Source organism: Methylobacterium sp. Leaf100 (assembly GCF_001422845.1).
GTDB lineage: Bacteria > Pseudomonadota > Alphaproteobacteria > Rhizobiales > Beijerinckiaceae > Methylobacterium.
In genome coordinates, this window is sequence record NZ_LMMW01000056.1 from 43,081 (window position 1) to 66,984 (window position 23,904).

At 71.8% G+C, this 23,904-nt stretch carries 25 protein-coding genes; 9 read left to right on the plus strand and 16 right to left on the minus strand.

Annotation, left to right across the window (positions count from 1 at the left end; genetic code table 11):
- Window positions 1-7: 7 nt before the first annotated feature.
- The 7 genes from ASF25_RS17705 to ASF25_RS17735 all read right to left on the minus strand — a co-directional run bounded on the left by ASF25_RS17705 (window position 8) and on the right by ASF25_RS17735 (window position 6,667).
- On the minus strand, window positions 8-1,237 hold the full coding sequence (locus tag ASF25_RS17705) for a hypothetical protein (protein WP_244473083.1): 1,230 nt from the start codon (window positions 1,235-1,237) through the stop codon (window positions 8-10).
- A 152-nt stretch (window positions 1,238-1,389) separates the two neighbouring features.
- On the minus strand, window positions 1,390-2,286 hold the full coding sequence (locus ASF25_RS17710) for a tetratricopeptide repeat protein (RefSeq protein WP_056172714.1): 897 nt from the start codon (window positions 2,284-2,286) through the stop codon (window positions 1,390-1,392).
- Window positions 2,286-3,215, minus strand: coding sequence for a vWA domain-containing protein (locus ASF25_RS17715; protein ID WP_056306384.1), 930 nt, complete (start codon window positions 3,213-3,215; stop codon window positions 2,286-2,288). The genes ASF25_RS17710 and ASF25_RS17715 overlap by 1 nt, the downstream gene beginning before the upstream one ends.
- Entirely contained in the window at window positions 3,212-4,228 is a 1,017-nt protein-coding gene (locus tag ASF25_RS17720; protein ID WP_056306246.1) for a VWA domain-containing protein, read from the minus strand. Before ASF25_RS17720 ends, ASF25_RS17715 begins: the two co-directional genes overlap by 4 nt.
- 1 nt (window position 4,229) lies before the next feature.
- Entirely contained in the window at window positions 4,230-4,706 is a 477-nt protein-coding gene (locus ASF25_RS17725) for a DUF4381 family protein (RefSeq protein WP_056172710.1), read from the minus strand.
- 24 nt (window positions 4,707-4,730) lie between these two features.
- Window positions 4,731-5,654, minus strand: a complete 924-nt coding sequence (locus tag ASF25_RS17730; protein WP_056172707.1) for a DUF58 domain-containing protein — start codon at window positions 5,652-5,654, stop codon at window positions 4,731-4,733.
- Between the two features lie 8 nt (window positions 5,655-5,662).
- Window positions 5,663-6,667, minus strand: coding sequence for an AAA family ATPase (locus tag ASF25_RS17735; RefSeq protein ID WP_056306248.1), 1,005 nt, complete (start codon window positions 6,665-6,667; stop codon window positions 5,663-5,665).
- 260 nt (window positions 6,668-6,927) lie between these two features.
- Here ASF25_RS17735 and ASF25_RS17740 point away from each other — a divergent pair, with 260 nt between their 5' ends.
- From ASF25_RS17740 to ASF25_RS17750, 3 genes are all read left to right on the plus strand, one after another.
- Window positions 6,928-7,827 carry an alpha/beta hydrolase gene (locus tag ASF25_RS17740; protein ID WP_056306250.1) on the plus strand — a complete coding sequence of 300 codons (900 nt, stop codon included), beginning with the start codon at window positions 6,928-6,930 and terminating at the stop codon, window positions 7,825-7,827.
- 45 nt (window positions 7,828-7,872) lie between these two features.
- Window positions 7,873-8,583 (plus strand): MgtC/SapB family protein, encoded by a 711-nt coding sequence (locus ASF25_RS17745; RefSeq protein WP_056306251.1) that lies wholly within the window; start codon window positions 7,873-7,875, stop codon window positions 8,581-8,583.
- Window positions 8,584-8,730: 147 nt separating this feature from the next.
- Window positions 8,731-9,414: an SDR family oxidoreductase gene (locus tag ASF25_RS17750; protein ID WP_056306253.1), complete on the plus strand. Its 684-nt coding sequence runs from the start codon at window positions 8,731-8,733 to the stop codon at window positions 9,412-9,414.
- Window positions 9,415-9,474: 60 nt separating this feature from the next.
- On the opposite strand, the gene ASF25_RS17755 is transcribed toward ASF25_RS17750, so the two are convergent.
- On the minus strand, window positions 9,475-9,804 hold the full coding sequence (locus ASF25_RS17755; protein WP_244473084.1) for a hypothetical protein: 330 nt from the start codon (window positions 9,802-9,804) through the stop codon (window positions 9,475-9,477).
- Window positions 9,805-10,031: 227 nt separating this feature from the next.
- On the opposite strand from ASF25_RS17755, the gene ASF25_RS17760 reads away from it, so the two are divergent.
- A complete protein-coding gene (locus ASF25_RS17760; protein WP_056306255.1) occupies window positions 10,032-10,910 on the plus strand; it encodes an NlpC/P60 family protein in 879 nt (292 codons plus the stop codon).
- On the opposite strand, the gene ASF25_RS17765 is transcribed toward ASF25_RS17760, so the two are convergent.
- The 4 genes from ASF25_RS17765 to ASF25_RS17780 form a co-directional block, all read right to left on the minus strand.
- Window positions 10,888-11,346, minus strand: coding sequence for a low molecular weight phosphatase family protein (locus tag ASF25_RS17765; protein ID WP_056172687.1), 459 nt, complete (start codon window positions 11,344-11,346; stop codon window positions 10,888-10,890). The genes ASF25_RS17760 and ASF25_RS17765 overlap by 23 nt on opposite strands.
- A gap of 141 nt (window positions 11,347-11,487) precedes the next feature.
- Window positions 11,488-11,988: a UPF0262 family protein gene (locus tag ASF25_RS17770; RefSeq protein ID WP_244473085.1), complete on the minus strand. Its 501-nt coding sequence runs from the start codon at window positions 11,986-11,988 to the stop codon at window positions 11,488-11,490.
- Window positions 11,989-11,992: 4 nt separating this feature from the next.
- Window positions 11,993-13,288 (minus strand): histidinol dehydrogenase, encoded by a 1,296-nt coding sequence (hisD, locus tag ASF25_RS17775; RefSeq protein ID WP_056172684.1) that lies wholly within the window; start codon window positions 13,286-13,288, stop codon window positions 11,993-11,995.
- The gene (locus tag ASF25_RS17780) at window positions 13,285-13,752 is read right to left on the minus strand and encodes a DUF2948 family protein (protein WP_056172680.1); all 468 of its coding nucleotides are present in this window, start codon (window positions 13,750-13,752) and stop codon (window positions 13,285-13,287) included. The genes hisD and ASF25_RS17780 overlap by 4 nt, the downstream gene beginning before the upstream one ends.
- 312 nt (window positions 13,753-14,064) lie before the next feature.
- On the opposite strand from ASF25_RS17780, the gene ASF25_RS17785 reads away from it, so the two are divergent.
- Window positions 14,065-14,376, plus strand: coding sequence for a hypothetical protein (locus ASF25_RS17785; RefSeq protein ID WP_056173007.1), 312 nt, complete (start codon window positions 14,065-14,067; stop codon window positions 14,374-14,376).
- Window positions 14,377-14,414: 38 nt separating this feature from the next.
- Here ASF25_RS17785 and murA read toward each other — a convergent pair whose 3' ends face one another.
- Both murA and ASF25_RS17795 read right to left on the minus strand, forming a co-directional pair.
- Window positions 14,415-15,704, minus strand: a complete 1,290-nt coding sequence (gene murA / locus ASF25_RS17790) for a UDP-N-acetylglucosamine 1-carboxyvinyltransferase (protein ID WP_056172677.1) — start codon at window positions 15,702-15,704, stop codon at window positions 14,415-14,417.
- A gap of 137 nt (window positions 15,705-15,841) precedes the next feature.
- The gene (locus ASF25_RS17795) at window positions 15,842-16,072 is read right to left on the minus strand and encodes a hypothetical protein (protein WP_056172673.1); all 231 of its coding nucleotides are present in this window, start codon (window positions 16,070-16,072) and stop codon (window positions 15,842-15,844) included.
- Window positions 16,073-16,496: 424 nt separating this feature from the next.
- Here ASF25_RS17795 and hemA point away from each other — a divergent pair, with 424 nt between their 5' ends.
- Window positions 16,497-17,813 carry a 5-aminolevulinate synthase gene (gene hemA, locus ASF25_RS17800; RefSeq protein ID WP_056172672.1) on the plus strand — a complete coding sequence of 439 codons (1,317 nt, stop codon included), beginning with the start codon at window positions 16,497-16,499 and terminating at the stop codon, window positions 17,811-17,813.
- A 3-nt stretch (window positions 17,814-17,816) separates the two neighbouring features.
- Here the strand turns inward: hemA and ASF25_RS17805 are convergent, their stop codons facing one another.
- A complete protein-coding gene (locus tag ASF25_RS17805; RefSeq protein WP_056306257.1) occupies window positions 17,817-18,335 on the minus strand; it encodes a TspO/MBR family protein in 519 nt (172 codons plus the stop codon).
- A 261-nt stretch (window positions 18,336-18,596) separates the two neighbouring features.
- Here ASF25_RS17805 and ASF25_RS17810 point away from each other — a divergent pair, with 261 nt between their 5' ends.
- Together ASF25_RS17810 and ASF25_RS17815 are read left to right on the plus strand one after the other, a co-directional pair.
- Window positions 18,597-19,775 (plus strand): aminotransferase class V-fold PLP-dependent enzyme, encoded by a 1,179-nt coding sequence (locus tag ASF25_RS17810; RefSeq protein ID WP_056306259.1) that lies wholly within the window; start codon window positions 18,597-18,599, stop codon window positions 19,773-19,775.
- Window positions 19,776-19,850: 75 nt separating this feature from the next.
- Window positions 19,851-20,279, plus strand: a complete 429-nt coding sequence (locus ASF25_RS17815) for a hypothetical protein (RefSeq protein WP_056306261.1) — start codon at window positions 19,851-19,853, stop codon at window positions 20,277-20,279.
- 7 nt (window positions 20,280-20,286) lie between these two features.
- Here the strand turns inward: ASF25_RS17815 and mdoH are convergent, their stop codons facing one another.
- Window positions 20,287-22,191, minus strand: coding sequence for a glucans biosynthesis glucosyltransferase MdoH (gene mdoH / locus ASF25_RS17820; protein WP_082502896.1), 1,905 nt, complete (start codon window positions 22,189-22,191; stop codon window positions 20,287-20,289).
- A 227-nt stretch (window positions 22,192-22,418) separates the two neighbouring features.
- Here mdoH and ASF25_RS17825 point away from each other — a divergent pair, with 227 nt between their 5' ends.
- The gene (locus ASF25_RS17825) at window positions 22,419-23,894 is read left to right on the plus strand and encodes a glucan biosynthesis protein (RefSeq protein WP_056306389.1); all 1,476 of its coding nucleotides are present in this window, start codon (window positions 22,419-22,421) and stop codon (window positions 23,892-23,894) included.
- The last annotated feature ends 10 nt before the right edge of the window (window positions 23,895-23,904 follow it).

The following is a 23,904-nucleotide window of genomic DNA, read 5'->3' on the forward strand; positions in this document are numbered from 1 at the left end:
CCGACCCTCAGGCCCGCCCGTCGAGGTCGGCCAGACGTCCGCGATCGGTTCCGGTCGGAGCGGCGGCTCGGACCGGCCGGCCGAGGCGACGCGCGAGATCCGTCAGGTCGGGGGCGGTGACCGAACCGCGCCCGTAGAGGGTGCCGTCGAGGGCATCGAGGCCGGCGGCGATGGCGGGGTCCGCCCGCCAGGCCCGCGCGAGATCCGGCGCGCCCTGGAGGACGGGTGCGAGGCGGGCCCGGAAGGCGGTCGCGTCACCGGCGGCGGCGGCCAGGACGAGGGCCCGTCGGGTCGCGCGATCGAGGCGCTGGCGCGACCGCGTGGGCGCCCCGAACCCGACGAGCGCCAGACCGAGCCCGAACGCGGTCAGGGCCGCCCCGACCACGACGAGGGGCGAGGCCGGCGTGATCGGCTTGGCGTCCTCCTCCCGGTCGGGCAGGCCGCCGCCGATCTGCCGGGCCGGAATCTCGGCCTCCCGCAGGGTGCGGGACACGGTGTCGAACCACGGGATGATGATGGCGTCCAACGGGATCACCTCCGCGATGGCGGGGCGCACGTCCCACTGGTAGGTCGCCCGGGCGATGGGCCCGGTGGGGGTGATGATGGTCTCGCGGGTCACAGGTCCGGCGAAGGTGAGGATGCCGCGCGTGCGCATGACCGGCCGGGGCGGCAGGCCTTCGGCGACCATGCCGTGCGCCTCCAGAGTGACGATGCGCCGGGTGCTCTCGCCGATCTTCACCGTCTCCGGGTCCGGGCTCCACGAATCCGTGATGGTGACCTCGCGGGCCGGAAGCCACCATGGCTCCTTGGCGTCGGGCCCGCCGACGGGCTTCGTCCAGTTCGCGACGGAGAGCTGCACCGGGGGCGAGGGCACGTCGACCACTTTCCGGACGCCGCCGTCGTTGACCGTCAGCCGGTGGAGGAACGGCTCGATGGTGAAGTCGCCCGCATGGTGCGGGAAGATCGCCACCACCCGGTCGAACGCGATGGCGACCTGCCCGTCGGGCAGGCGCGTCTTCGACCACGTATCGCGGCCGAGTTGGGTCCAGCTGAAATTCGCCAGCGACGGCTGGATCACCTCCTCCAGCAGGATCGGCTGGCGATAGACCCCACGGATGCGCAACAGCACCATCTCGCGGGAGAACGGATCGGCGTTGCCGTTGCGCTCCGGGGTCACCGTAAGGGTGAGGTCGCCGGGGTCGATCTCGGCGCGAGCGGGGGCGTTCGCGAAGAGCATGATCAAAATCAACATCGCAAGGGATGTGATGCCAATCCCCGCAGACGGCTGCCGATCGCAGCGCGGGTCCCCTCTCCTGGAAGGAGAGGGACAGGGTGTGGCTCCTCCGCCAGAACCGGTCAGGTTCAACGACCGAGGCCGACGGCCAAAGCTCACCATGGGTTGCTCCCCCCCGGCACGGCCGTGCCGGCCTCGACGCGCACGGCCTGCTCGGCCTTGAGGCGCAGCTTGAGATAGCGGCCGGGATCGTCCGGCAGGGTCTGGAGCCAGAGGCGGTCGGGCCGGATCTCGTGGGCTTCGAAGCTCTTCGTCACCCGGCGCGCTTCCCGCTCGGGCGCGGCGGCGACCATGGCCGAACCGGCACCCGTGCGCCCGCGCCCGGCGGCGTCGCTGGCCGAGCCCCGCGCCTCGCCCTTGCCGGAATCCACCGAGACCTGCTCGGCCTTGCCGCGCCGCGCCACCTTGCTGTTGCCCGGCGTCGAGGAGGTGGTGCCACCCTCCTTGTTGCCGGCCAGTCCCTCGCCGCTGGAGGTCGCCTGGGTGTCGTCGTTGGGGTCCTGGTTCGAGGTCTTGTTGTAGCGCGCGCCCGTGGTCGCGGTCGCGTTGGCGACCCCGCCCCCCTTGCCGGGATCGCCCGCCCCTTCGTCGACGAGGCGGGCGATGAGGGAGCGGTTGGCCTGGGCGTCGGCATCGCGCGGGTTGTAGGTGAGCGCCGCGTCGTAGGCGTCGAGTGCCCCCTGCAGATCGCCGGCCTTCGCCAGGGCGTTGCCGAGGTTGTAGGACCCGCGCCGCCCGGCCGCGCGGAACAGGGCCGCGGCTTCGTCGTAGCGCCCGGCTTGGTAGAGCGCCGGGCCGCGCCACGCCGGATCGTCGAGGATGGCGGCGGCGGCACCGGGCAGGCCGAGGCCCATGAGCGTGCGCCCGAGGCCCGTGCGCGGCTGCGACACCCCGGCGAGGCCGAGAATGCCCACTCCTGCGAGGCCGAGGCCGGCAAAGCGCGCCCAGGTGGTCCAGCGGCGCGGGCGGGGAAACGGAAACGCAAGTGGCATCAGGCGCTCCGGCGGAACAGGGCCAGCGCCGGCAGGAGCGCCAGCAGGATCAGCCAGCGGCCGAGATCGGCGAAGGCCAGGACGGTGTAGCCGCCGGCGGCGAGGTGCTGGGCCGTACTCGCCCCGACGGTATCGAGGACGGGCCCCGGTGCGTCGAGGTCGGCGAGGCGTCCGCCGCCCGCGGCGACGAGGCGCTCCAGCGCCGCGCGGTCCGGTTTCGGCGACGCGGCCGGCAGGCTCGGACCGGCGGGCACGAACACGCCGCTCAAGGCCCAGCCCTTGGCCCGGATCGCCGCGGCCTCGCGGGCGGCAGCCTCGCCGATGCCGTCGCCATCCGTCACCAGCACCACGTCGCCCGCGATGACGCCGGCCTCCGAGAGGGTCCGGCGCGCCAGGGCGAGGCCGCGTTCGGGGTGGGTGCCCCGGTCGGGCACCGTGTCGCCGTCGAGCGCGAACAGGGTGGAGGCGAGGGCGTCGCGGTCCGTGGTGGGCGGGATCGCCAGATAGGCGTCCCCGGCATAGACCACCACGGCGACGCTGCGGGTGCCGGCCGCCTGGGCGACGCCCTCGGCGATCTGGCGCACGTCCTTGAGGCGCCCCCCCTCGGCGACGGAGCGCGAGAGATCGATCACCACCACGGTGGCGTCGAGGTTGCGGAAGGTGGTGGCGTCGGGCCGTTCCACGGCGGGTCCCGTGAGGGCCAGGGCAATGAGACCGGCGGTCAGCGCGGCGGCGAGGTTCGCCTGTCGGCGCCCGCCGAGCACGGCGCCGCGCCGGGCGAGCAGCGCCATCAGGCCGGGATCGACGGCCTTGGCCCAGTCACCCAGCGGCGCCGAGCGCCAGGCCGCGCGAAGGGCCAGGATCGCCACCAGGGGGATCGCCACGAGCCACCAGGGCCGCAAGATCGCCAGGGCATCGAGGACACTCACGCGACCCGCCTCGCCGCCAGAAGGCCGGCTGCGCACAGGAACGCCACGGCGGCGGGCCAGGGCCACAGGTCCTTTCGCAGGGGCACGGGCGGCGCCTTGGCGCGTCCGCCCTCGATCTCGTCGATGGCGTCCGCCATGCCGACGAGGTCCTCGGTGGTCTTCACCCGGAACATCCGGCCGCCGGTGAGTTCGGCGATCTCCCGTAGGGTCTCGGTGTCGACCACGTCCTGCTCGCCGTCGGCGTTGGAGAGGTCGCGGGGGCCGAGCGCGATGGTGTGGACCCGGACTCCGAGTTCCTTGGCGAGGCCCGCGACGTCGCGCGGCGTGGTCTGGCCGGCATTGTTGGCCCCGTCCGTCATCAGGATCACCACCTTGGCGGTCACGGGCGGCCCAGCCTCGCCGGTCTCGGCCGAGGATGGTGGGGTCAGGCGCTTCAGGGCGAGGCCGAGGCCATCGCCGATGCCGGTGGAGCGGCCGACGAGGCCGATGGTCGCCTCGTCCAGTGCTCGGGCGACGGTGGCGGTGTCGAAGCTCGGGCTCGCAGCGACGTAGGATTCGTTGGCGAAGATCACGAGGCCGATGCGGTCGCCGGCCCGGCGGCGGATGAAGTCGGTGCCGACGCGCTTGACCGCCGCCAGCCGGTTCACGGTCTGGCCGTCGAGGGCGAAGTCGCGCCGCTCCATGCTGCCGGACAGGTCCATCACCAGCATGATCTCACGGCCCGAGGCCGGCAGCGCCGTGGCGGGCAGGACGAGGCGGGGACCCGCCAGCGCGGCGACGAGGGCCACCCACAGGGTCCAGACCAGCACGGCGCGGCCCCGCCCGCGCGCGGCGACGCTGTCGCCCCGGGCCGCCGCGGCGACGAGGGAGGCGGGCACGCGCAGGGCCCCGCTCGAGCCGACCCGCTCGGCCGGCATCAGGCGCGCCGCCAGCAGCGGCAGGGGCAGGAGCAGCAGGGTGTAGGGGCTCGCGAGGTCGAACGCCGAGGCTAGCGCGGTGAGCCAGTTCGGCATGTCAGGCCCCGATCCGCTGCATCAGCCGTACGAGCTCGGCGTCGATGGCGCCGGGCTCGGACGCCTCGCGGCGGTAAAGGCCGTCGGCGAAGGTCCGGCCGGCGCCCTTGGTGAAGAAGTCCGTGGCGAACAGGCCGTCGAGGGTGGCGGCCCAATCGCTCCCCTGCGTCGAGGCCGCGGCGTCGCCCCGCAGGGTGCGGGCGAGACGGCGCAGGAGTCGCGCCTGGGCGACCCGGCGCGGCCCCGGCGGCAGGGCGTTGGCGGCGGCGAGTTCGCGCGCGGCGGCCCGGCGCACGGTGTTGGCCTGCCGCGCCCTCAGGTACCGGACGAGGCCGACGAGGAGGGCCGCCGTGAAGCCCAGCGCGATGGCGAGCACCACCGGCCCCTGCGCCGCGCCGGCGGTCTCTGCGGGCAGGTGCAGCCCGCGCAGCTGGTCCAGGCTGGCGGGGATGTCGGCGGGGGCGTTTGCGGGATTCATGGGCACCGTCCGCCGGTGCGGGTTTCACAGCACCGCATCGAGCCGTTCCATGAGGGGAGCGTAGGCCTCCGGTCCGGCCTCGACATCGAGGCGCAGGCCCTCGATGCCGCGGCGGGCATACTCGACGAGGCGGGCATCGGCGTCGCCGGGCGGGCGGTCCGCCCGGTTCGCCTGCACCGTGCCGCGCCGGCCGTCTTGGGTGGCGAAGGGGTAGAAGCCCGGGGGGCGGGCCCGCTCGAAGGCGTCGCTGACCAGCACCAGACGGATCGACAGGCGCTCGGCCATCACCGTGAGGAGGTGCTCGAAATCCGCGCCCGGATTGTCGAGGGCGGTGCCGAGGACGAGGTGTCCACCGGAGGGCAGCAGGCTCTGGGCCAGGGTCAGGGCGCGCGACAGGGGCGGGTCCTGGGTCGCGGCGTCCGCCAGGGCCTGGGCATGGGCCATGGCCAGCGCTCCCGTGACGGCCGTCATGGCACGCTCGCCCCCGGCGGGGCGCACCACCACGGGTTCGCCCGCGCCCACCGCCACGAGGCCGACCCGGCCGCCATCGCCGGCCACCCGCCAGCCGAGGAGCACGAGGGCTTCGGCGGCGGCCACCGAGCGCAGGGCCCGGCGGGTGCCGAACAGCATCGAGGGGCGGACATCCACGAGGAGCACCACGGCGCGGTCGCGCTCGTCGTGGTGGGTGCGGACATGCAGGATGCCCGTGCGGGCGGTGGCGTTGCGGTCGATGTGGCGGCGGTCGTCGCCCTCGGACCACAGGCGCACGTCGTCGGGCTCGGAGCCGCGCCCGCGCCGCCGGGTGACGATGCCGCCGGGCAGGCCCGCCAGGGTGCGCGTCGCCGGCGAGGTGCCGCGCCGGGCGAGGTGGCGCAGCCCCATGAGGGCCTCGCCCGAGAGGTGGATGCCGGGCACCTGCGTCGTATCGGCGACGGACGGGGAGGCCATGGCGGGGCTCAGAGCGCCCGCACCCGCTGGACGAGGTCGCGGATGATGCCGCGCGCGGTCCTGCCCTCGGCCGCCGCCCGCCAAGTGAGGCCGATGCGGTGGGCCAGGGCGTCGGCGGCCAGATCCGCGATGTCCTCGGGGACGACGTGGTCGCGTCCACGCAGGTAGGCGCGCGCCTTGCCGGCGAGCATGAGGGCCAGGGTCCCGCGCGGCGAGGCCGGGTGCTCGATGGCGGCGCGCAGATCCGGCGCGGCCGAATCCGTGCGGGTGCCGGCCACCAGGCGCACGAGGTAGTCCTTCAGGGCGGGCGCGACGTAGACGGCCAGCGCCGCCTCCCGCGCGGCCCGGATCTCGGCAACCGAGAGTTTCACCGGCATCGCCTCGGCGTGGTGGTTCAGCTCGCCCTCGACGAGGTCGAGGATGCGGCGCTCGGCGGCCTCGTCGGGCATCTCCACCACCACGTGGAGGAGGAAGCGGTCGAGCTGGGCCTCCGGCAGGGGGAAGGTGCCGGCATGCTCGATGGGGTTCTGGGTCGCCACCACCATGAACGGGTCGGGCAGGCCGTGGGTGTGGCCCGAGACGGTGATCTGGCCCTCGGCCATGGCCTCCAGCAGGGCCGACTGGACCTTGGGCGGGGCGCGGTTCACCTCGTCGACGAGGACGAGGGAGTGGAACAGGGGGCCGGGCAGGAACTCGAAATCGCCGGCATCCTGACGCCACACGGTGGTGCCGGTGAGATCGGCCGGCATGAGGTCGGGCGTGCACTGGATCCGGGCGAAGCTGCCGTCGAGGCCGTCCGACAGGCGCTTGACCGCGCGGGTCTTGGCCAGGCCCGGCGCACCCTCGATGAGGAGGTGTCCGCCGGTGAGCAGGCCGATGAGCAGACGCTCCACCATGATGTCGGCGCCGATGAGCCCGTGCAGCAGGCCGTCGCGCAGGGCGAGAACCCGCGCGTGCAGAGCTTGATCGAGGGGCGACGCGGCCGGACGCTCGGCCAGCGCGGCACCGCTCATGCGCACGACTCCGCGCGGGCGAAAACAGCCTTCGGGGCAAGGACGGTCAGCCGTACCATGCGCGTCTCCTCGACGATTTTTGGTGCGGGTTCTTAAGCGACCCACGTCGTCCGGGTGTGCCGGTGCGGGGCCCCAGCGTCAATCCCGCGGGCGCGGCCCGATGGCCGCACGGTCGATGTCGGGCAAATTGCCCGACGGCGCGTGGTCGGCCGCCGGGGGCGGCCCTACATCCGGCTCTCCATCGTCGGAGCCCGCGCCCCGTGACCACGGACCTCTTCCCCGGTTTCTCCGCCCCCTGGATCGACATCCCCGCCGGGCGCTTCTTTGCCCGGATCGGCGGTCCGGAGGACGCACCGCCCGTCCTGCTGCTGCACGGCTTTCCCCAGACCCATGCCTGCTGGCACCGGATCGCACCGGCGCTGGCCGAGACCCACCGGGTGATCTGCCTCGACCTGAGGGGGTACGGCTGGTCGGCCGCCCCCGAGGGCGATGCCCGGCATGAAACCTATGCCAAGCGTACCCTCGCCCGGGACGTCGTGGCCGTGATGGAGCATCTCGGGCACGTGCATTTCGCGCTCGTCGGTCACGATCGCGGCGCGCGCATCGGCTACCGTTTGGCCCTGGACGAGCCCGGCCGGGTCGCGCGCCTCGCGCTGCTCGATATCCTGCCGACCCTGGTGCAGTGGGAGCGTATCGAAGCGTCGAGCGGGTCCGCGCATTGGAAGGATCTCGCCCGTCCGGCGCCCGAGCCGGAGAACGAGATCGGACGCGATCCCGACGGCTATTTCGAGGGCCTGCTGCGCGACTGGAGCAATGCCAAGTCGCTCGATGCCTTCGCGCCCGCCGCCCTCGCCCTCTACCGGCAGGGCTGGGCCGTGCCCGAGCGCATCCATGCGATGTGCGAGGATTACCGGGCCGGGGCGACCCGCGACCGCGAGGCGGATCTCGCCGATCTCGCCGCCCAGCGCACGATCCCCTGCCCGACCCTGATCCTGACCGGCGACGGGTATCTCGACCGCAGCGCCGAGGCGCCCCTCACCGCTTGGCAGCGCACCTTCGCGCCGAACGCGACGGCCGTCGATCTCATCTCAGGGCACTTCCCCGCGGAGGAGAACCCCGAGGGCACACGCGACGCACTGCGCGCCTTCCTGGCGGCATAGGCGGATCCGTCACGGTTCCGTCACGCGGGATCGCGATGACACGGCATGCTCCTGTCCTCGCCGCTCCCCGAATTCGTCAATTCCGCCGTCAGCCTCATCGTCGCCTTCGCACTCGGCACCCTCATCGGAGCCGAGCGGCAGTATCGGCAGCGCACGGCGGGCCTGCGCACCAACGTCCTCGTGGCCGTGGGGGCGGCCGCCTTCGTCGATCTCGGCATGCGCCTGGAGGGGGCGGCCGGCGGCACCCGCACGGTGGCCTACGTGATCTCCGGTGTCGGCTTCCTCGGCGCCGGCGTGATCATGAAGGAGGGCATGAACGTGCGTGGCCTCAACACGGCAGCAACCCTGTGGTGCTCGGCCGCCGTCGGCGCCTTCGCGGGCGCGGACTTCCCCCTGGAAGCCGCCTTCGTCACGGCGGCCGTGCTCGCCGGCAACACCTTGCTGCGCCCCCTGGTCAACGCGATCAACCGGACGCCCATCGACGAGAGCCAGACGGAGGCGACCTACGAAGTCCAAGTGACCGTGCAGGCGGAGTCCGTCGGCCCCGCGCGAGACCTTCTCGTCGAACGCCTCGAGGCGGCGAACTACCCCGTCGGCGGGATCGAAGTGGTGGAGCGCGGCGAGGACACCGTCGAGGTAGTGGCGACCCTCGTCGCCACGGCGGTGGCGGCGGCCGAACTCGACGCCGTGACGACGGCCCTCGAACGCATGCCCCTCGTCACCCACGCCACATGGTCGGTACAGACCGCCGATTGATGGCCGAATCCCGCGTGCGCCCGCGCACCTCCAGGGCGTTCCGGCGCATTGCCGCGGGATGATCCGCGACCGACCTCAGACGCATCGGGTCCACGCGCGACCAGGCTCTGCCCTGGCCACGATCCCGGACCGTGAGGATCGAACACCATGGCAGACCAGAAGAACGCACTCATCGTCGGGGCCTCGCGCGGCCTCGGTCTCGGCCTCGTCGAGACGTTCCTGCAGCGCGGCTGGCGGGTCACCGCCACCCAGCGTTCGACCGCGCCGGGGCTCGCAGCCCTGTCGTCCGACGCATTGCGCATCGAGACCGCCGATATCGACGACGATGGCGCCGTCGCGTCCCTCCGCGAAACCCTGTCGCGCGAACGCTACGACCTGATCTTCGTGGTCGCCGGCGTCGCGACGCAGGCGCATGAACCGCTCCACGCCGTTCCGCGCGACGTGGCGGCCCAGGTCTACCTCACCAATGCGGTGAGCCCAATCCGCTTCGCCGAAGCCTTCCTCGACCGGCTCGCGCCGAAGGGCCTCGTCGCCTTCATGAGTTCGGTCCTCGGCAGCGTCGGCCTCAACGAATCGGGCGGCTGGGAGAATTACCGGGCGAGCAAGGCGGCGCTGAACACGCTGGCCCGCAGCTTCGAGATCCGCCACCGCGACGCCGGCTTCGGCGTGATGCTGATGCATCCGGGCTGGGTCCGCACCGAGATGGGCGGGGCGGACGCGGACATCGACGTCGCCACCAGCGTCACCGGCATGTCCGACGTCATCGAGGGCCGTCTCGGCCAGGCCGGCTGCGTCTACGTCGACTACACTGGCAAGACGCTCGACTGGTAGTCGAGACGCTCGACTGGTGGTCGAGGACCGATCGCCCCGGGCGACCGGGGCGGTCCGAACCTACCGGCTCAAGGGCGGACGCCCGCGCCGCTCGACGATGACGGGCGGACGGGTGCGGCGCTCGACGATCACCGTACGCGGCGCACGGTTCGGGCTGCCGGCCGTCAGGATGCGTTCGGGCATCCGTTCGGGCTTGGCCTTCGCGGCGGCCAGGACATGCGGGCGGATCTCGTCGGCAGGCAGGCCGATCAGGCCGGCGGCGATCTCGACCTGATGCTCGACCTCGTCGGCGAGATCCTGCGCGGCGGCCACCGCCTCTGGAATCGTCGGCGGCTCCCGGCGCACGCGGATCGGCGGCAGGTCCTTGAAGGATTTCGGGGTCTTCTTCACGGCAGGACTCGCGCTCGGCATTCCATCACCATACGCCGCGGACAGGCTATGTGCAGTGCACAAAATCGCGTTCGGCGGTTGCGTCGCGGACATCGCTGGGGAATTGAGTTCACGGAGCCGGGCGCTTCGGTTTCCACGCAAAGGATGCGCCGGTCGCAAACCGCCTTCCGAGACGTGTCGAAGTGCCGCACCGTTGCGGCCACCAACGGCGCGACGGATAAGTGGTCATGCTCGACGACCTTGACGATCTCTCCGACCCGCGCCTCATCCCGGCCCGACCCGATCTGGCCGACATTCGCCTGCGCGGCCGGATCGCGGCGGCCCAATACGTCGTGGGCGAGGCCCGCCGGGTGGTGGTGCCGTCGGCCCCCCTGCGGCGTGCGCCCCGGTTCGATGCCGCCGTCGACACCGAGGCGGTGATGGGCGACGCGGTGACCCTCTACGAGGCCGAGGAAGGCTTCGCCTGGGTCCGACTCGGACACGACGGCTATGTCGGCTACCTGGCGGAGGCCGCCCTCGGGCCGGTCGATCCCGCGCCGACGCACCGGGTCACGGCCCTGCGGACCTTCCTGTATCCCGGCCCCGACCTGAAGCTCCCCGCCACCGGATACCTCACCCTCGGCGCCCGCCTGTCGGTGGTGGGCGAAGCGGGCGGGTATCTCCGCCTCGCCACGGGCGACCATGTCTTCGCCGGCCATTGCGCCGCCCTCGACCGGACGGACACGGATTTCGCCGCCACTGCCGAGCGCCTCGTCGGAACCCCCTACCTCTGGGGTGGCCGCACCAGCCTCGGCCTCGATTGCTCGGGCCTCGTCCAGCTCTGCCTCGACCTCGCCGGGATCGCGGCGCCCCGCGACGCCGACCAGCAGGAGGGCGGTCTCGGTGCAGCCCTCCCCCCCGGCCTCGACGGGCTCGCGCGCGGCGACCTCGTGTTCTGGCGCGGCCATGTCGGGCTGATGCTCGATGCCACCCGCCTCATCCACGCCAACGGCTTCCACATGGCGGTGGCGGTGGAGCCGCTGCGCGACGCCGTCGCCCGCATCCTGGAGAAGAGCTACGGACCCGTGACCTCGATCCGACGACTCATCCCTTCAGCCGCGACTTGATGCGGTAGATCAGGCCGTCGCGCACGTCGCGATAGCCGTCGAGGCGCTGGTCGCGGGAGCCTTCGTGAAAGTTCGTCGGGTCGGGCGTCGGCCAGTACTCCACCTCCACGGCGTTGGTGCGGGTGAGCTCCAGGGCGGCGTGGTGGGCCTCGGGCGCCAGGGTAACGATGAGGTCGAAGTTCAGCCCCTCCCACTCCTCGAGTTCGGCGAGCGTCCGCGGCTTGTGGCGCGTCGCATCGATGCCGATCTCGTCCAGCGCGGCCACCATGAACGGATCGGCGGGCTCGCCCGAGCGGACCCCGGCCGACTGCACGTAGATCGACTTGCCGAAGTAGTGGCGCGCGATGGCCTCCGCCGCCAGCGAGCGCACGGCGTTGAAGTTGCACATGAACAGGGCGGATTGGACACGCTTCTTCGGGCCGGCCTCGTCCGCCATCCGGTCACTGTCTCCGGGCGCTGGAGTCGACGGCTCCAGGTCTTAGTGAACGATATCTTGGTGGACGAGGTCTTGGTGGACGCACGAAGCCTTCGGGGTGCGGCTGCCGCGCGATGGACGTCACGTTCGGGAGAGCGCCGCTCAGGCCTTCCAATGCAAGGCAAAGACCAGGGTGAACAGGCGCCGCGCGGTCTGGTGGTCGAGGTCGACCTTGCCTTCAAGGCGCTGCTTCAACAGGTCCGAGGCTTCGTTGTGCAGGCCGCGCCGCCCCATGTCGATGGCCTCGATCTGGGTCGGCGAGGCCGTCTTGATGGCGTTGTAGTAGCTCTCGCAGATCATCTCGTAATCGCGGATCACCCGCCGGAACGGGGTCAGCGACAGGAGGTGCGTCATCACCGGCTCGCCGGATTCGTGGCGGATCGCGAAGGCGAGCTTGCTCTCGACCAGCCCCAGGGTGAGGGCAAACGGCCCCTCGCGCCCCGGAATCGCGAAGCTGTTCTCTTCAAGGATGTCGAAGATCGCGATGGCGCGCTCGTGCTCCTGGTCGGGGTTGCCCCGGCCGATGGACTCCTCGTCGAGGGTCACCGCCACGAGGCGGTTGGGAGATTTCGGCTCCGTGGATTTGGCCGCGCCGGGCATCATCGCCTCACAGGTTCAGGCGGATGGCCACCGAGCGGGCGTGGCCTTCGAGACCCTCCGACCGTCCGAGGGCGATGGCCGAGGGTCCGAGCGCCCGCAGGCTCTCGGGGTCGCAGCGCAGGATCGTCGTGCGCTTCATGAAGTCGAGGACGCCGAGCCCGGACGAAAACCGCGCCGAGCGCGCCGTCGGCAGGACGTGATTGGGGCCGCCGACATAGTCGCCGATGGCCTCCGGCGTGTGCGAGCCGAGGAAGATCGCCCCGGCGTTGCGCACCTTCGCGGCCAAGGCCTCGGCATCGTCCGTCTCGATCTCGAGGTGCTCGGGCGCGAGGCGGTCGACCAGGGGCACCGCCTCGTCGAAGTTCCGCACCACGACGATGGCGCCGTAATCACGCCAGCTCGCCCGGGCGATCTTCTCACGCGGCAGGGTGACCAGGGCGCGCTCGACGGCCTGCTCGACGGCGTCGGCAAGCTCGGCCGAATCGGTGATGAGGATCGATTGGGCGGCCTCGTCGTGCTCGGCCTGAGCGAGAAGGTCGGCCGCGACCCAGTCCGGATTGGCGTGGGAATCGGCGAGGATCAGCACCTCGGACGGGCCGGCGATCATGTCGATGCCGACCTGCCCGAACACCCGGCGCTTGGCCGCCGCGACCCAGGCATTGCCCGGCCCGACGATCTTGGCCACGGGCGCGATGGTCTCGGTTCCGTAGGCCAGGGCCGCCACGGCCTGGGCACCGCCGACGCGGTAGACCTCGTGGACGCCGGCGAGATCGGCGGCGGCGAGCACGAGGGGGTTCATCGCCCCCTCCGGCATCGGCACCACCATGACGACGCGCGGCACCCCGGCGACGCGGGCCGGAATCGCGTTCATCAGCACCGAGGAGGGATAGCTCGCCGTCCCGCCGGGTACGTAGAGGCCGACGGATTCGAGGCCGGTCCAGCGCCAGCCGCTGGTGACCCCGAGGGCGTCCGTGCCCATGTGGTCGCCCGGCACCTGGCCTGCATGGAAGGCTTCGATGCGGGTGGCGGCGAAGCGCAGGGCTTCCAGGGCGTCGGCCGGACAGGCGGCGATGGCGGCCCGGATCTCATCGGCCGTCACCCGCAGGGTCGCGGTGGTGAACGCCTCGCCGACGCGGTCGAAGCGGCGGGTGTAGTCGACGAGGGCCGCGTCGCCGCCCGCGACCACGCCCGCGATGATGCCCCGAACGGTCTCGTCGACATCCTCCGAGATCTCGCGCTTCACCGTGAGCAGGCGGGCGAAGCTGTCCGCGAAATCGGCGGCGCCGGAATGGAGGCGGATCATGCGTTGCGTCCCTCGACGGCGGCGCGGGCGGCGGCGACGGCCTCGTGATCGGGTCGGCCATCGACCTCCCAGACGGGTCCGAGATCCTTCATGCGCACCTCGATGCATTCGAGGTCGAGCTGGATCGCGGCATTGCCGGCGAAGATCAGGGTGGCGGTGCCGGACGGAGCCTCGCCCGGCGTGAAGGTGACGGCCAGGAGTTCGAGGGGGGTGTCGGACGACGCGCCCGGTACGATGCCGCGGCTGCGCACGCCGAGCACCCGCTCGAAATGCACGCCCGTCAGGCGTCGACGCGGCGCCGTCCCCTCCTCCGTCGACCAGTCGAACCGCCGGGCCACCAGCACGAAACGATGGGTATCGGTGAGATAGGCCAAATCCTCGGCCCGCAGGATGGCGTCCTGCAGGTGAGCCGAGATCACCGCGAGGTCGTCGGCATCGAGGGCGGCGAGCTTCAGAAGCTCCATGGCGGGGTGTCGCGCTCTTCGGGTTGAACCGGGCCGATCCCGGAACATGGCAACTCTTGCGTCCCGTAGGTAGCGAGGCCGTCGGCCCACGGCAACCATGGGCGCGCGGGCGTTCGTACGACGGGGCGCGGGACGGCGTGGCGCGGGACGGCGTGGCGCGGGACGGCGTGGAACGAGAGGTCTCAGCCGTCGTTCATCCGCATCGGTCTAAGGCTCGTCCCCGAGACCCTCCAAGCTCGGCCCCCGCGACCCATCGGCGAACACGTCGGCTCGGGCGACGGGGATGACGGAAAGGACAGTTCGGTGAAGCGCATTCTCCTGGCGATCGCGACGGCCGCGACCCTCGGTACCGGCCTCGGCGCGTTCGAGGCCAAGGCTCAGTATTACGGCGGCTACGAGGACGACCGTCCCCGGCGTTTCGAGCGCCGCTACGACGAGGACCGCTACGAGCGCCGCCGTGACCGCTACGACGATCGCTTCGACGGACGTCCCCGCGGCGGACGCGGCGGCAGCATCTGCGTCACCGCGCGCGGCAATTGCGGCACGCGGCCCGCGCCCTACAACGCCCCCTGCGGCTGCGAGATTCCCGGCTTCGGTTTCAAGCGCGGCGCCGTCGGCGGCTGATCATTCCGCGCCGGCCCGTCGGGGCCGGCGCGCCTCACCTACGAGCGGACGCGGGTGATCTCGGCGCCGCAGCGCGCGAGCTTGGCCTCCAGGGCCTCGAAGCCGCGATCGAGATGGTAGACCCGGTTGATGCTGGTCTCACCCTCGGCCGCGAGCCCGGCGATGACCAGCGACACCGAGGCGCGCAGATCCGTCGCCATGACGGGCGCTCCCTTGAGACGCTCGACGCCCTCCACGATGGCGAGATCGCCTTCGAGGCGGATCCTGGCGCCGAGGCGTGCAAGCTCCTGCACGTGCATGAAGCGGTTCTCGAAGATGGTCTCGCGGATGTTGGACTGGCCCTTGGCCAGGGTCATCAGGGCCATGAACTGCGCCTGCAGGTCCGTGGGAAAGCCCGGGAACGGATCGGTGGTGACATCGACGGCCGCGATGCCGCCGCCGTTGCGGCGGATGCGGATGGTGTCGGTGCCTACCGTGATCTCGGCGCCCGTGGTCGACAGCACGTCGAGGGCCGAGTGCAGCAGGTCGGCCCGGGTGTTCTCCAGGGTGACGTCGCCGCCGGTCATCGCCACCGCCATGGCGTAGGTCCCGGTCTCGATCCGGTCGGGCAGCACGTCGTGGCGGGCGCCGTGCAGGCGCGAGACACCCTCGATGGTGATGCGCGGCGTACCGGCGCCCTCGATCCGGGCCCCCATCTTGGTGAGGCAAGCCGCGAGATCGACGACCTCGGGCTCGCGTGCGGCGTTCTCGATGAGGGTCGAGCCGTTGGCGAGCGCCGCCGCCATCAGCGCCACGTGGGTGCCGCCGACCGTGACCTTGGGGAAGTGGATCTCACCCCCGCGAAGACCGTTCTTGGCCTTCGCCACCACGTAGCCGCCGTCGACCTCGACGGTGGCGCCGAGGCGCTCGAGCGCCATCAGCAGCAGGTCGACGGGGCGCGTGCCGATGGCGCAGCCGCCCGGCATGGAGACGCGGGCCTCGCCGAAGCGCGCCAGCAGGGGCGCGATCACCCAGAAGCTCGCCCGCATGGTCGAGACGAGTTCGTAGGGCGCCGTGGTGTCGATGACGTTCGAGGCGGTGAGCCGGATGGTCTGGCCGGTCTCGGTGGTCTGGCCGGGACGCTTGCCCACCACCATGTGGTCGACGCCGTGGTTGCCGAGGATGCGCAGGAGCGCGTTGATGTCGGCGAGCCGCGGCACGTTGCCGAGCTCCAGGGTCTCGCCGGTCATCAGGCTGGCGATCATCAGGGGCAGCGCGGCGTTCTTGGCACCCGAGATCGGGATCACGCCGTTGAGCGGCCTGCCGCCGATGATGGTGATGCGGTCCATTGCTGTCCAACCTTACGCTCTGGTCCCGCCCCCGGGGGACGTTCGGACCGGTCTCGCGGAGAGCCCGCGGCCCGCCTTCCATGTCGTTCGAGCCGGCGTATACGCGAGTTTTGTCGGAAAAGGGATTGCGGCCCAGCTCAGGCCGGATCGCCCTCGGAGGGTTGCGGCGGATCGCCATCCGGCGGACTGGCGTCCGGCGAATTCGCATCGGACGGATCGGGAGGATCCGGGGGCGTGGGTCCGGTCCCGTCCCGAACCCTGCCGTCCGGCGCCTCGGAGCGACCGCGCACCTGCGCCTTGCGGCGTCGGAGATTCTCCCGCAGGGCCGCCTTGAGGCGCTCGGCCCGCCTGTCCGTCTGATCGGTCATGGTTCTCCAAGCGGCCTCGGGGTGGCACGCCAACGCTTCAATCCGCTCGCGGCTTCGATGGGAAGCCGATTTTTCGATCGTCGCATCGGCGTCCTGCCGCGAAACCCGGACGGAGCGGCTCCCACGCGACGCATCGCCACGACGACGGCGCCTATCAGGCAGCCTCACCTGGCGGCACCGTCAAGCTGCAGACCAGGGCTGCGGTTGTCGACTTGAACCAATTCCAAGTTCGCCTGTATCGTGCCGTCCGCGCTGGGAAAGCCAGCCACGACGCGGAGCGTTCGCTGTCTCCCGAACAGGCGGCGACGACACTTTGCTAAAACCAATCGCGAAGACCCCGTCTGGCAAGAGGGTCCGCGCGGAAACGACCCCGCCAGAGGCCGCGATCCCACCGCCGGCCAATCAGCCCAAGCGTGAAGGACGGATGCCCGTGAACCGGATGCCCGCGACGAGCGAGATCACCGAGAGCCGCAAGATCCAGAAGACCCGTCCGGGTCGGACCCAAGCCGATTACGACGCCTACTTCCGCACCGCCCTCGACCACCTCCACACCGAGCGCCGCTATCGCGTCTTCGCCGATATCGAGCGCATCGCCGGACGCTTCCCCACGGCGCATTGGCGCAAGCCCGACGGCGGCACCTCCGAGATCACCGTGTGGTGTTCGAACGACTACCTCGGCATGGGCCAGCACCCCGACGTGGTCGGCGCCATGACCCAGACGGCGGCGCGCTGTGGCGTGGGCGCCGGCGGCACCCGCAACATCGCCGGCAACAATTCCCCCCTGGTGGACCTCGAGCGCGAACTCGCCGACCTGCACGGCAAGGAGGCGGGCCTCGTCTTCACCTCGGGCTACGTCTCGAACCAGGCCGGCATCTCGACCATCGCCAAGCTGCTGCCGAACTGCCTGATCCTGTCGGATGCGTTCAACCACAATTCGATGATCGAGGGCGTGCGCCATTCGGGCTGCGAGAAGCGCATCTTCCGCCACAACGATCTCGCCCACCTCGAAGAGCTCCTCATCGCGGCGGGCGACCGCCCGAAGCTGATCGCCTTCGAGAGCGTCTATTCCATGGACGGCGACGTCTCCGACATCGGAGCCATCTGTGACCTCGCCGAGCGCTACGGCGCCATGACCTACCTCGACGAGGTGCACGCCGTCGGGCTCTACGGCCCGCGCGGCGGCGGCATCTCCGAGCGCGACGGGGTGATGCACCGCGTCGACGTCATCGAGGGGACCCTGGCCAAGGGCTATGGCTGCGTCGGCGGCTACATCACCGGGTCCACCGTCCTGTGCGACGCCGTGCGCAGCCATGCGCCGGGCTTCATCTTCACCACCGCCCTGCCGCCGGCCATCGCTGCCGCAGCTCGCGCCTCGGTCCGCTACCTCAAGCGCTCGAACGTCGAGCGCGAGGCGCACCAGCGCCAGGCCAACCGCACCAAGATCGCCCTCGAGGCCGCCGGCCTGCCGGTGCTGCACACGCAGACCCATATCGTGCCGGTGATGGTCGGCGATGCCGAGCTGTGCAAGGCGGCGGCCGACCATCTGCTGGAGCATCACGCCATCTACATCCAGCCGATCAACTACCCGACCGTGCCGCGCGGCACCGAGCGCCTGCGCATCACCCCCTCGCCGTTCCACGACGACGCCAGGATCGCCAAGCTGACGGCGGCGCTCATGGAGACATGGGACACCCTCGACCTGCCGCGCGCCGGCACCGTGTTCGTGGAAGCCGCCGAGTAGGGCTCAGTTCAGCCGCCAGAGCGCGAAGTTCAGAACCGTCGCGAAGCCGACCCAGGCCGCGTAGGGCACGAGCACTCCGGCGGCGGCACGGTCGAAGCGCCACGACAGGCGGATGGTCCAGAGGATCATCACGAACATCGCCCCCGAAACCACCACGCCCGTGCCGATGGCGTGAGCGGCGAAGAAGGTCGGGGTCCACGCGGCATTGAGCGCAAGCTGGACCGCGAAGGCGATCACCGCCAGCCGCCAGCCCTCCCGGGTCGGCCCCGTGCGCGGCTTGGCGCCCAGGAGCCGCCACGCCGAGAAGGCGATGAGTCCGTAGAGGATCGTCCACGCGACGGGGAACGCCCAGTTCGGCGGGTTGAAGGACGGTTTGGCGAGATTCGCGTACCAGCCCTCAATGTTGGAGCCCGTCGAGAGCGACCCGACCACGCCCGTGAGGACCACGGGCAGGATCGCCGCCGCCAGACGGGGATAGCGGGGCAGGGCCGGCTGGCCGGGCACATGCAGGGTAGCGGTCATCCGTATCGGGGTCCTGGTTTCAGTGTCTCTGGGCGACAAGTCTCGGAGCGGCCGACACGGCTACCGGGGGCGACACGGTCTTCGGAGGCTGGCGTCGGAACGCTGTTCGAGGGGCCATGGTTTCATGAGGCCGGCCCCGGACTCGGACCCAGCGACGGGTCCGTGCCATGGGGTCCGTGCCACGGGGCCGGCGCCGTCGCCAGGAACGCGTCCTGAAGACCTCCACCTTCCCCCAGACCCGCGAACGACAGGACCGGAGCCATGCCGGACGAAACCACGCCCCACCCCTTCCAGGCCCGCAGCCTCGCGGCCCAGGCCATGGGGCGAATCGAACCGGTGACCCGGGCCGTGGTGGCGCCGCTCCACGTCTCGACCACCTTCCTGCGCGATCCGGACAACGGCTATGCGTCGGGCTTCTCCTACGCGCGGCCCGACAACGCCACCGTGCGCGAGGCCGAGGCCGTCATCGCCATGCTGGAGGAGGCGCGAGCCGGGGCCATGCTGTTCGGCTCCGGCATGGCGGCGGCCACGGCCGTGTTCACCGCCCTGGAGCCCGGCGACCACGTCGTCGCCCCCCTGGTGATGTACTGGGCACTCAAGCGCTGGCTGCGCGAGGAGATGCCGCGCCGGCACATCGCCATCGACTTCGTCCCCATGGACGATCTCGATGCCCTGCGGGCCGCCCTGCGGCCGGGCACGACGAAGCTCGTCTGGATCGAGACGCCGGGCAATCCGCTCTGGACGGTGACCGACATCGCCGCCGCCGCCCGCCTCGCCCATGCCGTGGGGGCACGGCTCGCCGTGGATTCCACCGCCGCCTCGCCGATCCACACGCGGCCCCTCGCGCTCGGGGCCGACATCGTGATGCATTCGGCCACGAAAATCCTCAACGGGCATTCGGACGTGGTCGCGGGCGTGCTCGCCGGCGCCGAGGCGGACGCGTTCTGGTCGCGGCTCGGGACGATCCGCGCCGGGGGCGGTGCCATCCTCGGGCCGTTCGAGGCCTACCTGCTCATGCGGTCCCTACGCACCCTGCACCTCCGGGCCGCCGCCCAATCGGCCTCGGCCGCGGAACTCGCCCGCCGCCTCGAGAGCCATCCGGCGGTGAGCGCCGTGCTGTATCCGGGCCTGCCCGACGATCCCGGACATGCGGTCGCCGCGCGCCAGATGGACGGCGGCTTCGGCTTCATGCTGTCGATCCGGATCGCGGCCGGCGAACAGGCCGCCATCGCCGCCGCCGCCCGGGTCCGCCTGTGGAAGCGCGCGACCTCCCTCGGGGGCGTCGAGAGCCTCATCGAGCACCGGGCCTCCGTCGAGGGACCGGGCTCGCCCTGCCCGCCCGATCTCCTGCGCCTATCCGTTGGTATCGAGGCCGTCGACGACCTTTTCGGGGATCTCGACGCGGCCCTGCGGGGGGACGACACCCCGGACAGGCAGTGATTTTCCTCGCGGACGTACGGGGCCAATGCCGAAGCTTCGCGTTGTCGGCTGAGAGTTCCCCCGGAGAGACCCGCGATGACGAACGCCCGATCCCTGCTTGCCGGCCTCACTGCCGGCCTCGCGGTCCTGCTGCTCGCGGGGGCGCCCGTTTCGGCGGCGGACGGTCCGCCGAACCTCGATATCGAGAAGACCTGCCGCTCCGCCGCCTCGGCCAACGTCAACGACAACGCCAGCAAGGACGGTTGCCTGCGCTCGGAGCGTTCGGCCCGTGACGAGGTCAAGCGCCGCTGGGGCGAGTTCACGCCGGCGGCCAAGCGCCAGTGCGAGAAGCAGTTCGATGCCGGAGGGTTTCCGTCCTACGTGGAAATGGTCACCTGTCTCGAGCTCGCCAGCGGCACGGGGCTGAAGTCCGACGGCAAGCAGAGCGGCGACAGCGTCACGAAGGAGCCGGCCCCGAGCCAGCGGACGGACCCCATCGAAGTCCTCGGCAAGCCGGCGCGCTGACGCCCGCTCAGGACACCGGGGCCTCGCTGGCCCGGAGGTCCGCGACCTCGGCGAGGTTCGGCCGTTCCGCCCGGACCTCGGTGCCGCCGCGCGATTGGGCCAGGGCGGCGAGATCGGGCGCGCGCCGCGTGTCGTCGACGGTGAGGAACAGGTCCAGGTCCTGCGCCCGCCGGCCGAGATCGGCCCGGCTGGTCAGCACGCTCTGGGCCGGGCTCGACAGGAGGCCGAAGGCCACGGGCGCCATCCATAGGGCGAGCCACGGGTCGGCGGCATAGGCGAGCACGCCGGCGAGGAGGCCACCGGCCACCAGGGTGTCGACCTGCAGCCGGCAGGCCTCCGCCCACGGCACCCGGCGATCGTCACGGACCTGCACGTCCCAGCGCACCACGCGCCCGACGAAGGTAGTGGCGACGGCGCCCGCCGCGAACAGGGTCATCACCGGCCAGAGCAGCACCCAGATCACCTGTTCCAGCGCCGCGCTCTTCAGGAGCGACGCGGTGCCGCCGAAGGCCGCCCGGCGCTCCGCCGAGACGAGGACGTGGCCGAGGCTCAGGGCTTTCGGCAGGGCGAGAACGAGGACGACGAGGGCCGCGAGCCCATGGGCGGCCGCCCCCGTGCCGGTGAGACCGTAGCCGAGGAGACCGAGATCGCCGGTGGTCGCGGCCTGGACGGTGCCGAGCGCCAGGAACGCCACCCAGAGCGGGCAGGCCATGTAGGAGAGGATGCCGACGGCGAGGTGCCAGCGGCTGGCGGGGCGCAGGCCCGGCATGGGCACGACGCGCAGGTGCTGCATGTTGCCCTGGCACCAGCGGCGCTCGCGGCCGAGCAGATCGACGAGGTTCGTCGGCATCTCCTCCCAGGTGCCGCCCATCTCGGGCAGCAAGCGCACCTCCCAGCCGGCCCGACGCAGGAGCGCGCCCTCGACGATGTCGTGGCACAGGATCTCGCCGCCCAGCGGCGCCTTGCCGGGCAGGACGGGGAGTTCGGCGTTGTTGGCGAAGGCCTCGACCCTCAGAATCGCGTTGTGCCCCCAGTAGCTGCCATCGGGCCCCTGCCACGTTTCCAGGCAGCGGATCGACAGGGGCGCGTAGAGGCGCACGGCGAATTGCTGGACGCGGGCGAACAGGGTGTCGCGGCCGGTGGCGTAGCTCACGGTCTGGATCAGGCCGACGCGGGGGCTCTCCTCCATCAGACGGGCGAGGCGGCGCATGGCCGCGCCGGTCATCAGGCTGTCGGCGTCGAGCACGATCATGAAGTCGTACTCGGCCCCGTAGGTCCGGCAGAACTCGGCGATGTTGCCGGCTTTCCGCCCGGCATTGTCGTGGCGGCGGCGGTAGCGCAGGTGCGGCAGGCCGGGACCGTTCTGGGCCGCCCAGGCGGTGATGCGGGAAAATTCGTGCTCCTCCACCGCCGCGATGGCGCCGTCGCGGGTGTCGGACAGGACGAACAGGTCGATGTCGGACCCGTCGCCGCCCTCGCGCTGGAGCGAGCGGGCCATGACCCGGAGGGCCGCGAACACGGCGACGGCGTCCTCCGCGTGGATGGCCACCACGGCGGCCGTCCGGCTCCGGCCCGAAGCGATCGCCGGCACGGTCAGGGAGCGGATCTCGAGGTCCGACTTCGCCCGGTCGCCGAGGGCGTCCGCGACGAGGCCGTAGACGTATTGCCAGGCCACGAACGACTGCCAGGCCATCACCAGGCAGAACAGGACGAGGACGGAGCCGGCGAGCCAGCCGGTGGGCGGGCCGTAGGCGATCCCCGCCAGGGTCGCGATGAGGGCGGCCGTCGCCAGGGTGGGCCCGGCCAGCATCAGCCGGCGTGCGAGGAGGGAGTGCTCCGAAGCCGGTCCGCCGGGGATTTCACCGCCTGGGATTTCGGCAACCTGAGCGTCGTGCGACAACCGCTGGGACATGGGGCGCGGGACTCTCGTACGAGGGGAGCCAAGCGATGCCCGATCACGGGGACAGGCACACGATGGGCGATGGCAACGGTGGGGACGGGAACGGGCCGACCGGCCCCGTCTCGCGGCGGCAAGCCCTGCAGACGCTCGGCGCGGCCACGGGCATGCTCCTGCCTAGTATCACCGATCTGAATGGTGCCCGAACGATGGCCGCTCCGCTTTCCGACCGGACCACGGCCATGACCTTCGCGGAGCTTTCCGAGCGGGCGAAGGCGCTCGCCGCCAGCCCGTACCGGCCGCACGCCGACGACCTGCCACCCACCCTCAAGACCCTGACCTACGATGGCTACCGGGGGATCACGTTCCGCCCCGCGGCGAGCCCGCGCCTGGGCACCCACTTCTCGGCGCAGCTGTTCCACCGCGGCTTCCTGCAGGCCAAGCGCGTGGATCTCTACCTCCAGCCGGCCGAGGGGCCGCCGAAGCCCATCGCGTACGGCCCGGAGCTGTTCGACCTCGGCCCCGCGTTGCAGGGCCAGACCTTCCCGGCCGACCTCGGCTTCGCCGGTTTTCGCCTCCACTACGCCTTCGACGAGGCCCGACCGGCGATCCAGGAGGAATTCCTCGTCTTCCTCGGAGCTTCGTATTTCCGCCTGCGCGGCAAGGGCCAGGAATACGGCCTGTCGGCGCGGGGTGCGGCCATCCGCACGGGCGGCCCGGGCGCCGAGGAATTTCCGGACTTCACCGCGTTCTGGATCTGCGAACCGAAGGACGACGCCCGCACCCTCGAAGTACTGGCGCTCCTCGAATCCCCGAGCCTGACGGGCGCCTACCGCTTCGTCGTCGCACCGGGCGATCCCTCGACCCTGCGGGTCGAAGCCTCGCTCCACCCGCGAACCGCCATCGACCGCCTCGGGCTGGCGCCGCTCACCAGCATGTTCCTCCACGGGCAGAACGGGCCGGGTGCGCCGGGCGCCGAGCCCTTCGACGATTTCCGCCCCCAGGTCCATGATTCCGACGGCCTCGCCGTCGTCACCCGGGGCGACCGGCTGTGGCGGCCCCTGGTGAACGGGCGGCGCGATCCGCAGGTCTCCGCCTTCGCCGTCGATCCCCTCGACGGGTTCGGTCTGCTTCAGCGCGAGCGGAATTTTGCCGCCTATCTCGACGTCCAGGCCCGTCACGAATACCGGCCGGGCCTGTGGGTGACCCCGGAGGCGGGGTTCGGCGCCGGTGCGGTGCAGCTCTTCGAGATCCCATCGCGCGAGGAGTACATGGACAACATCGTGGCGGCGTTCGTGCCGGCCGCCCCCGTCGCGGCGGGACGCCCCCTTGCCCTGCGCTACACCCTGGCGACGGTGGGCGCGGAGCCGGCGCGCGTCGTGCCGGGAACCCTCGCCCGCGTGGTGTCGACCCGCGTCGGCTCGGCCGAACGCCTGCGTCCGACCACGCCGCCGAGCCCGGGCCGGCGCCTCTACGTGGTAGATTTCGAAGGGCCGGGCCTGCCCCGCGATCCGGCGGTCGCCCTCGCCGCCGACGTCTCGGCCAGTGCCGGCACCCTGGTGGACCCGGTGGTCGAGTTCGTGCCCCAGACCGGGGGCTGGCGGCTCTATGTCGAGTGGCGCCCGCCCGCCAGCCGCCCGCCCGGCGACGTGGTGCTCCGCGCGCGCCTGCTCGTATCGGGCAGGGCCGTCACGGAAACCTGGGACGCGGCGGCCTGAACGCCCAGGT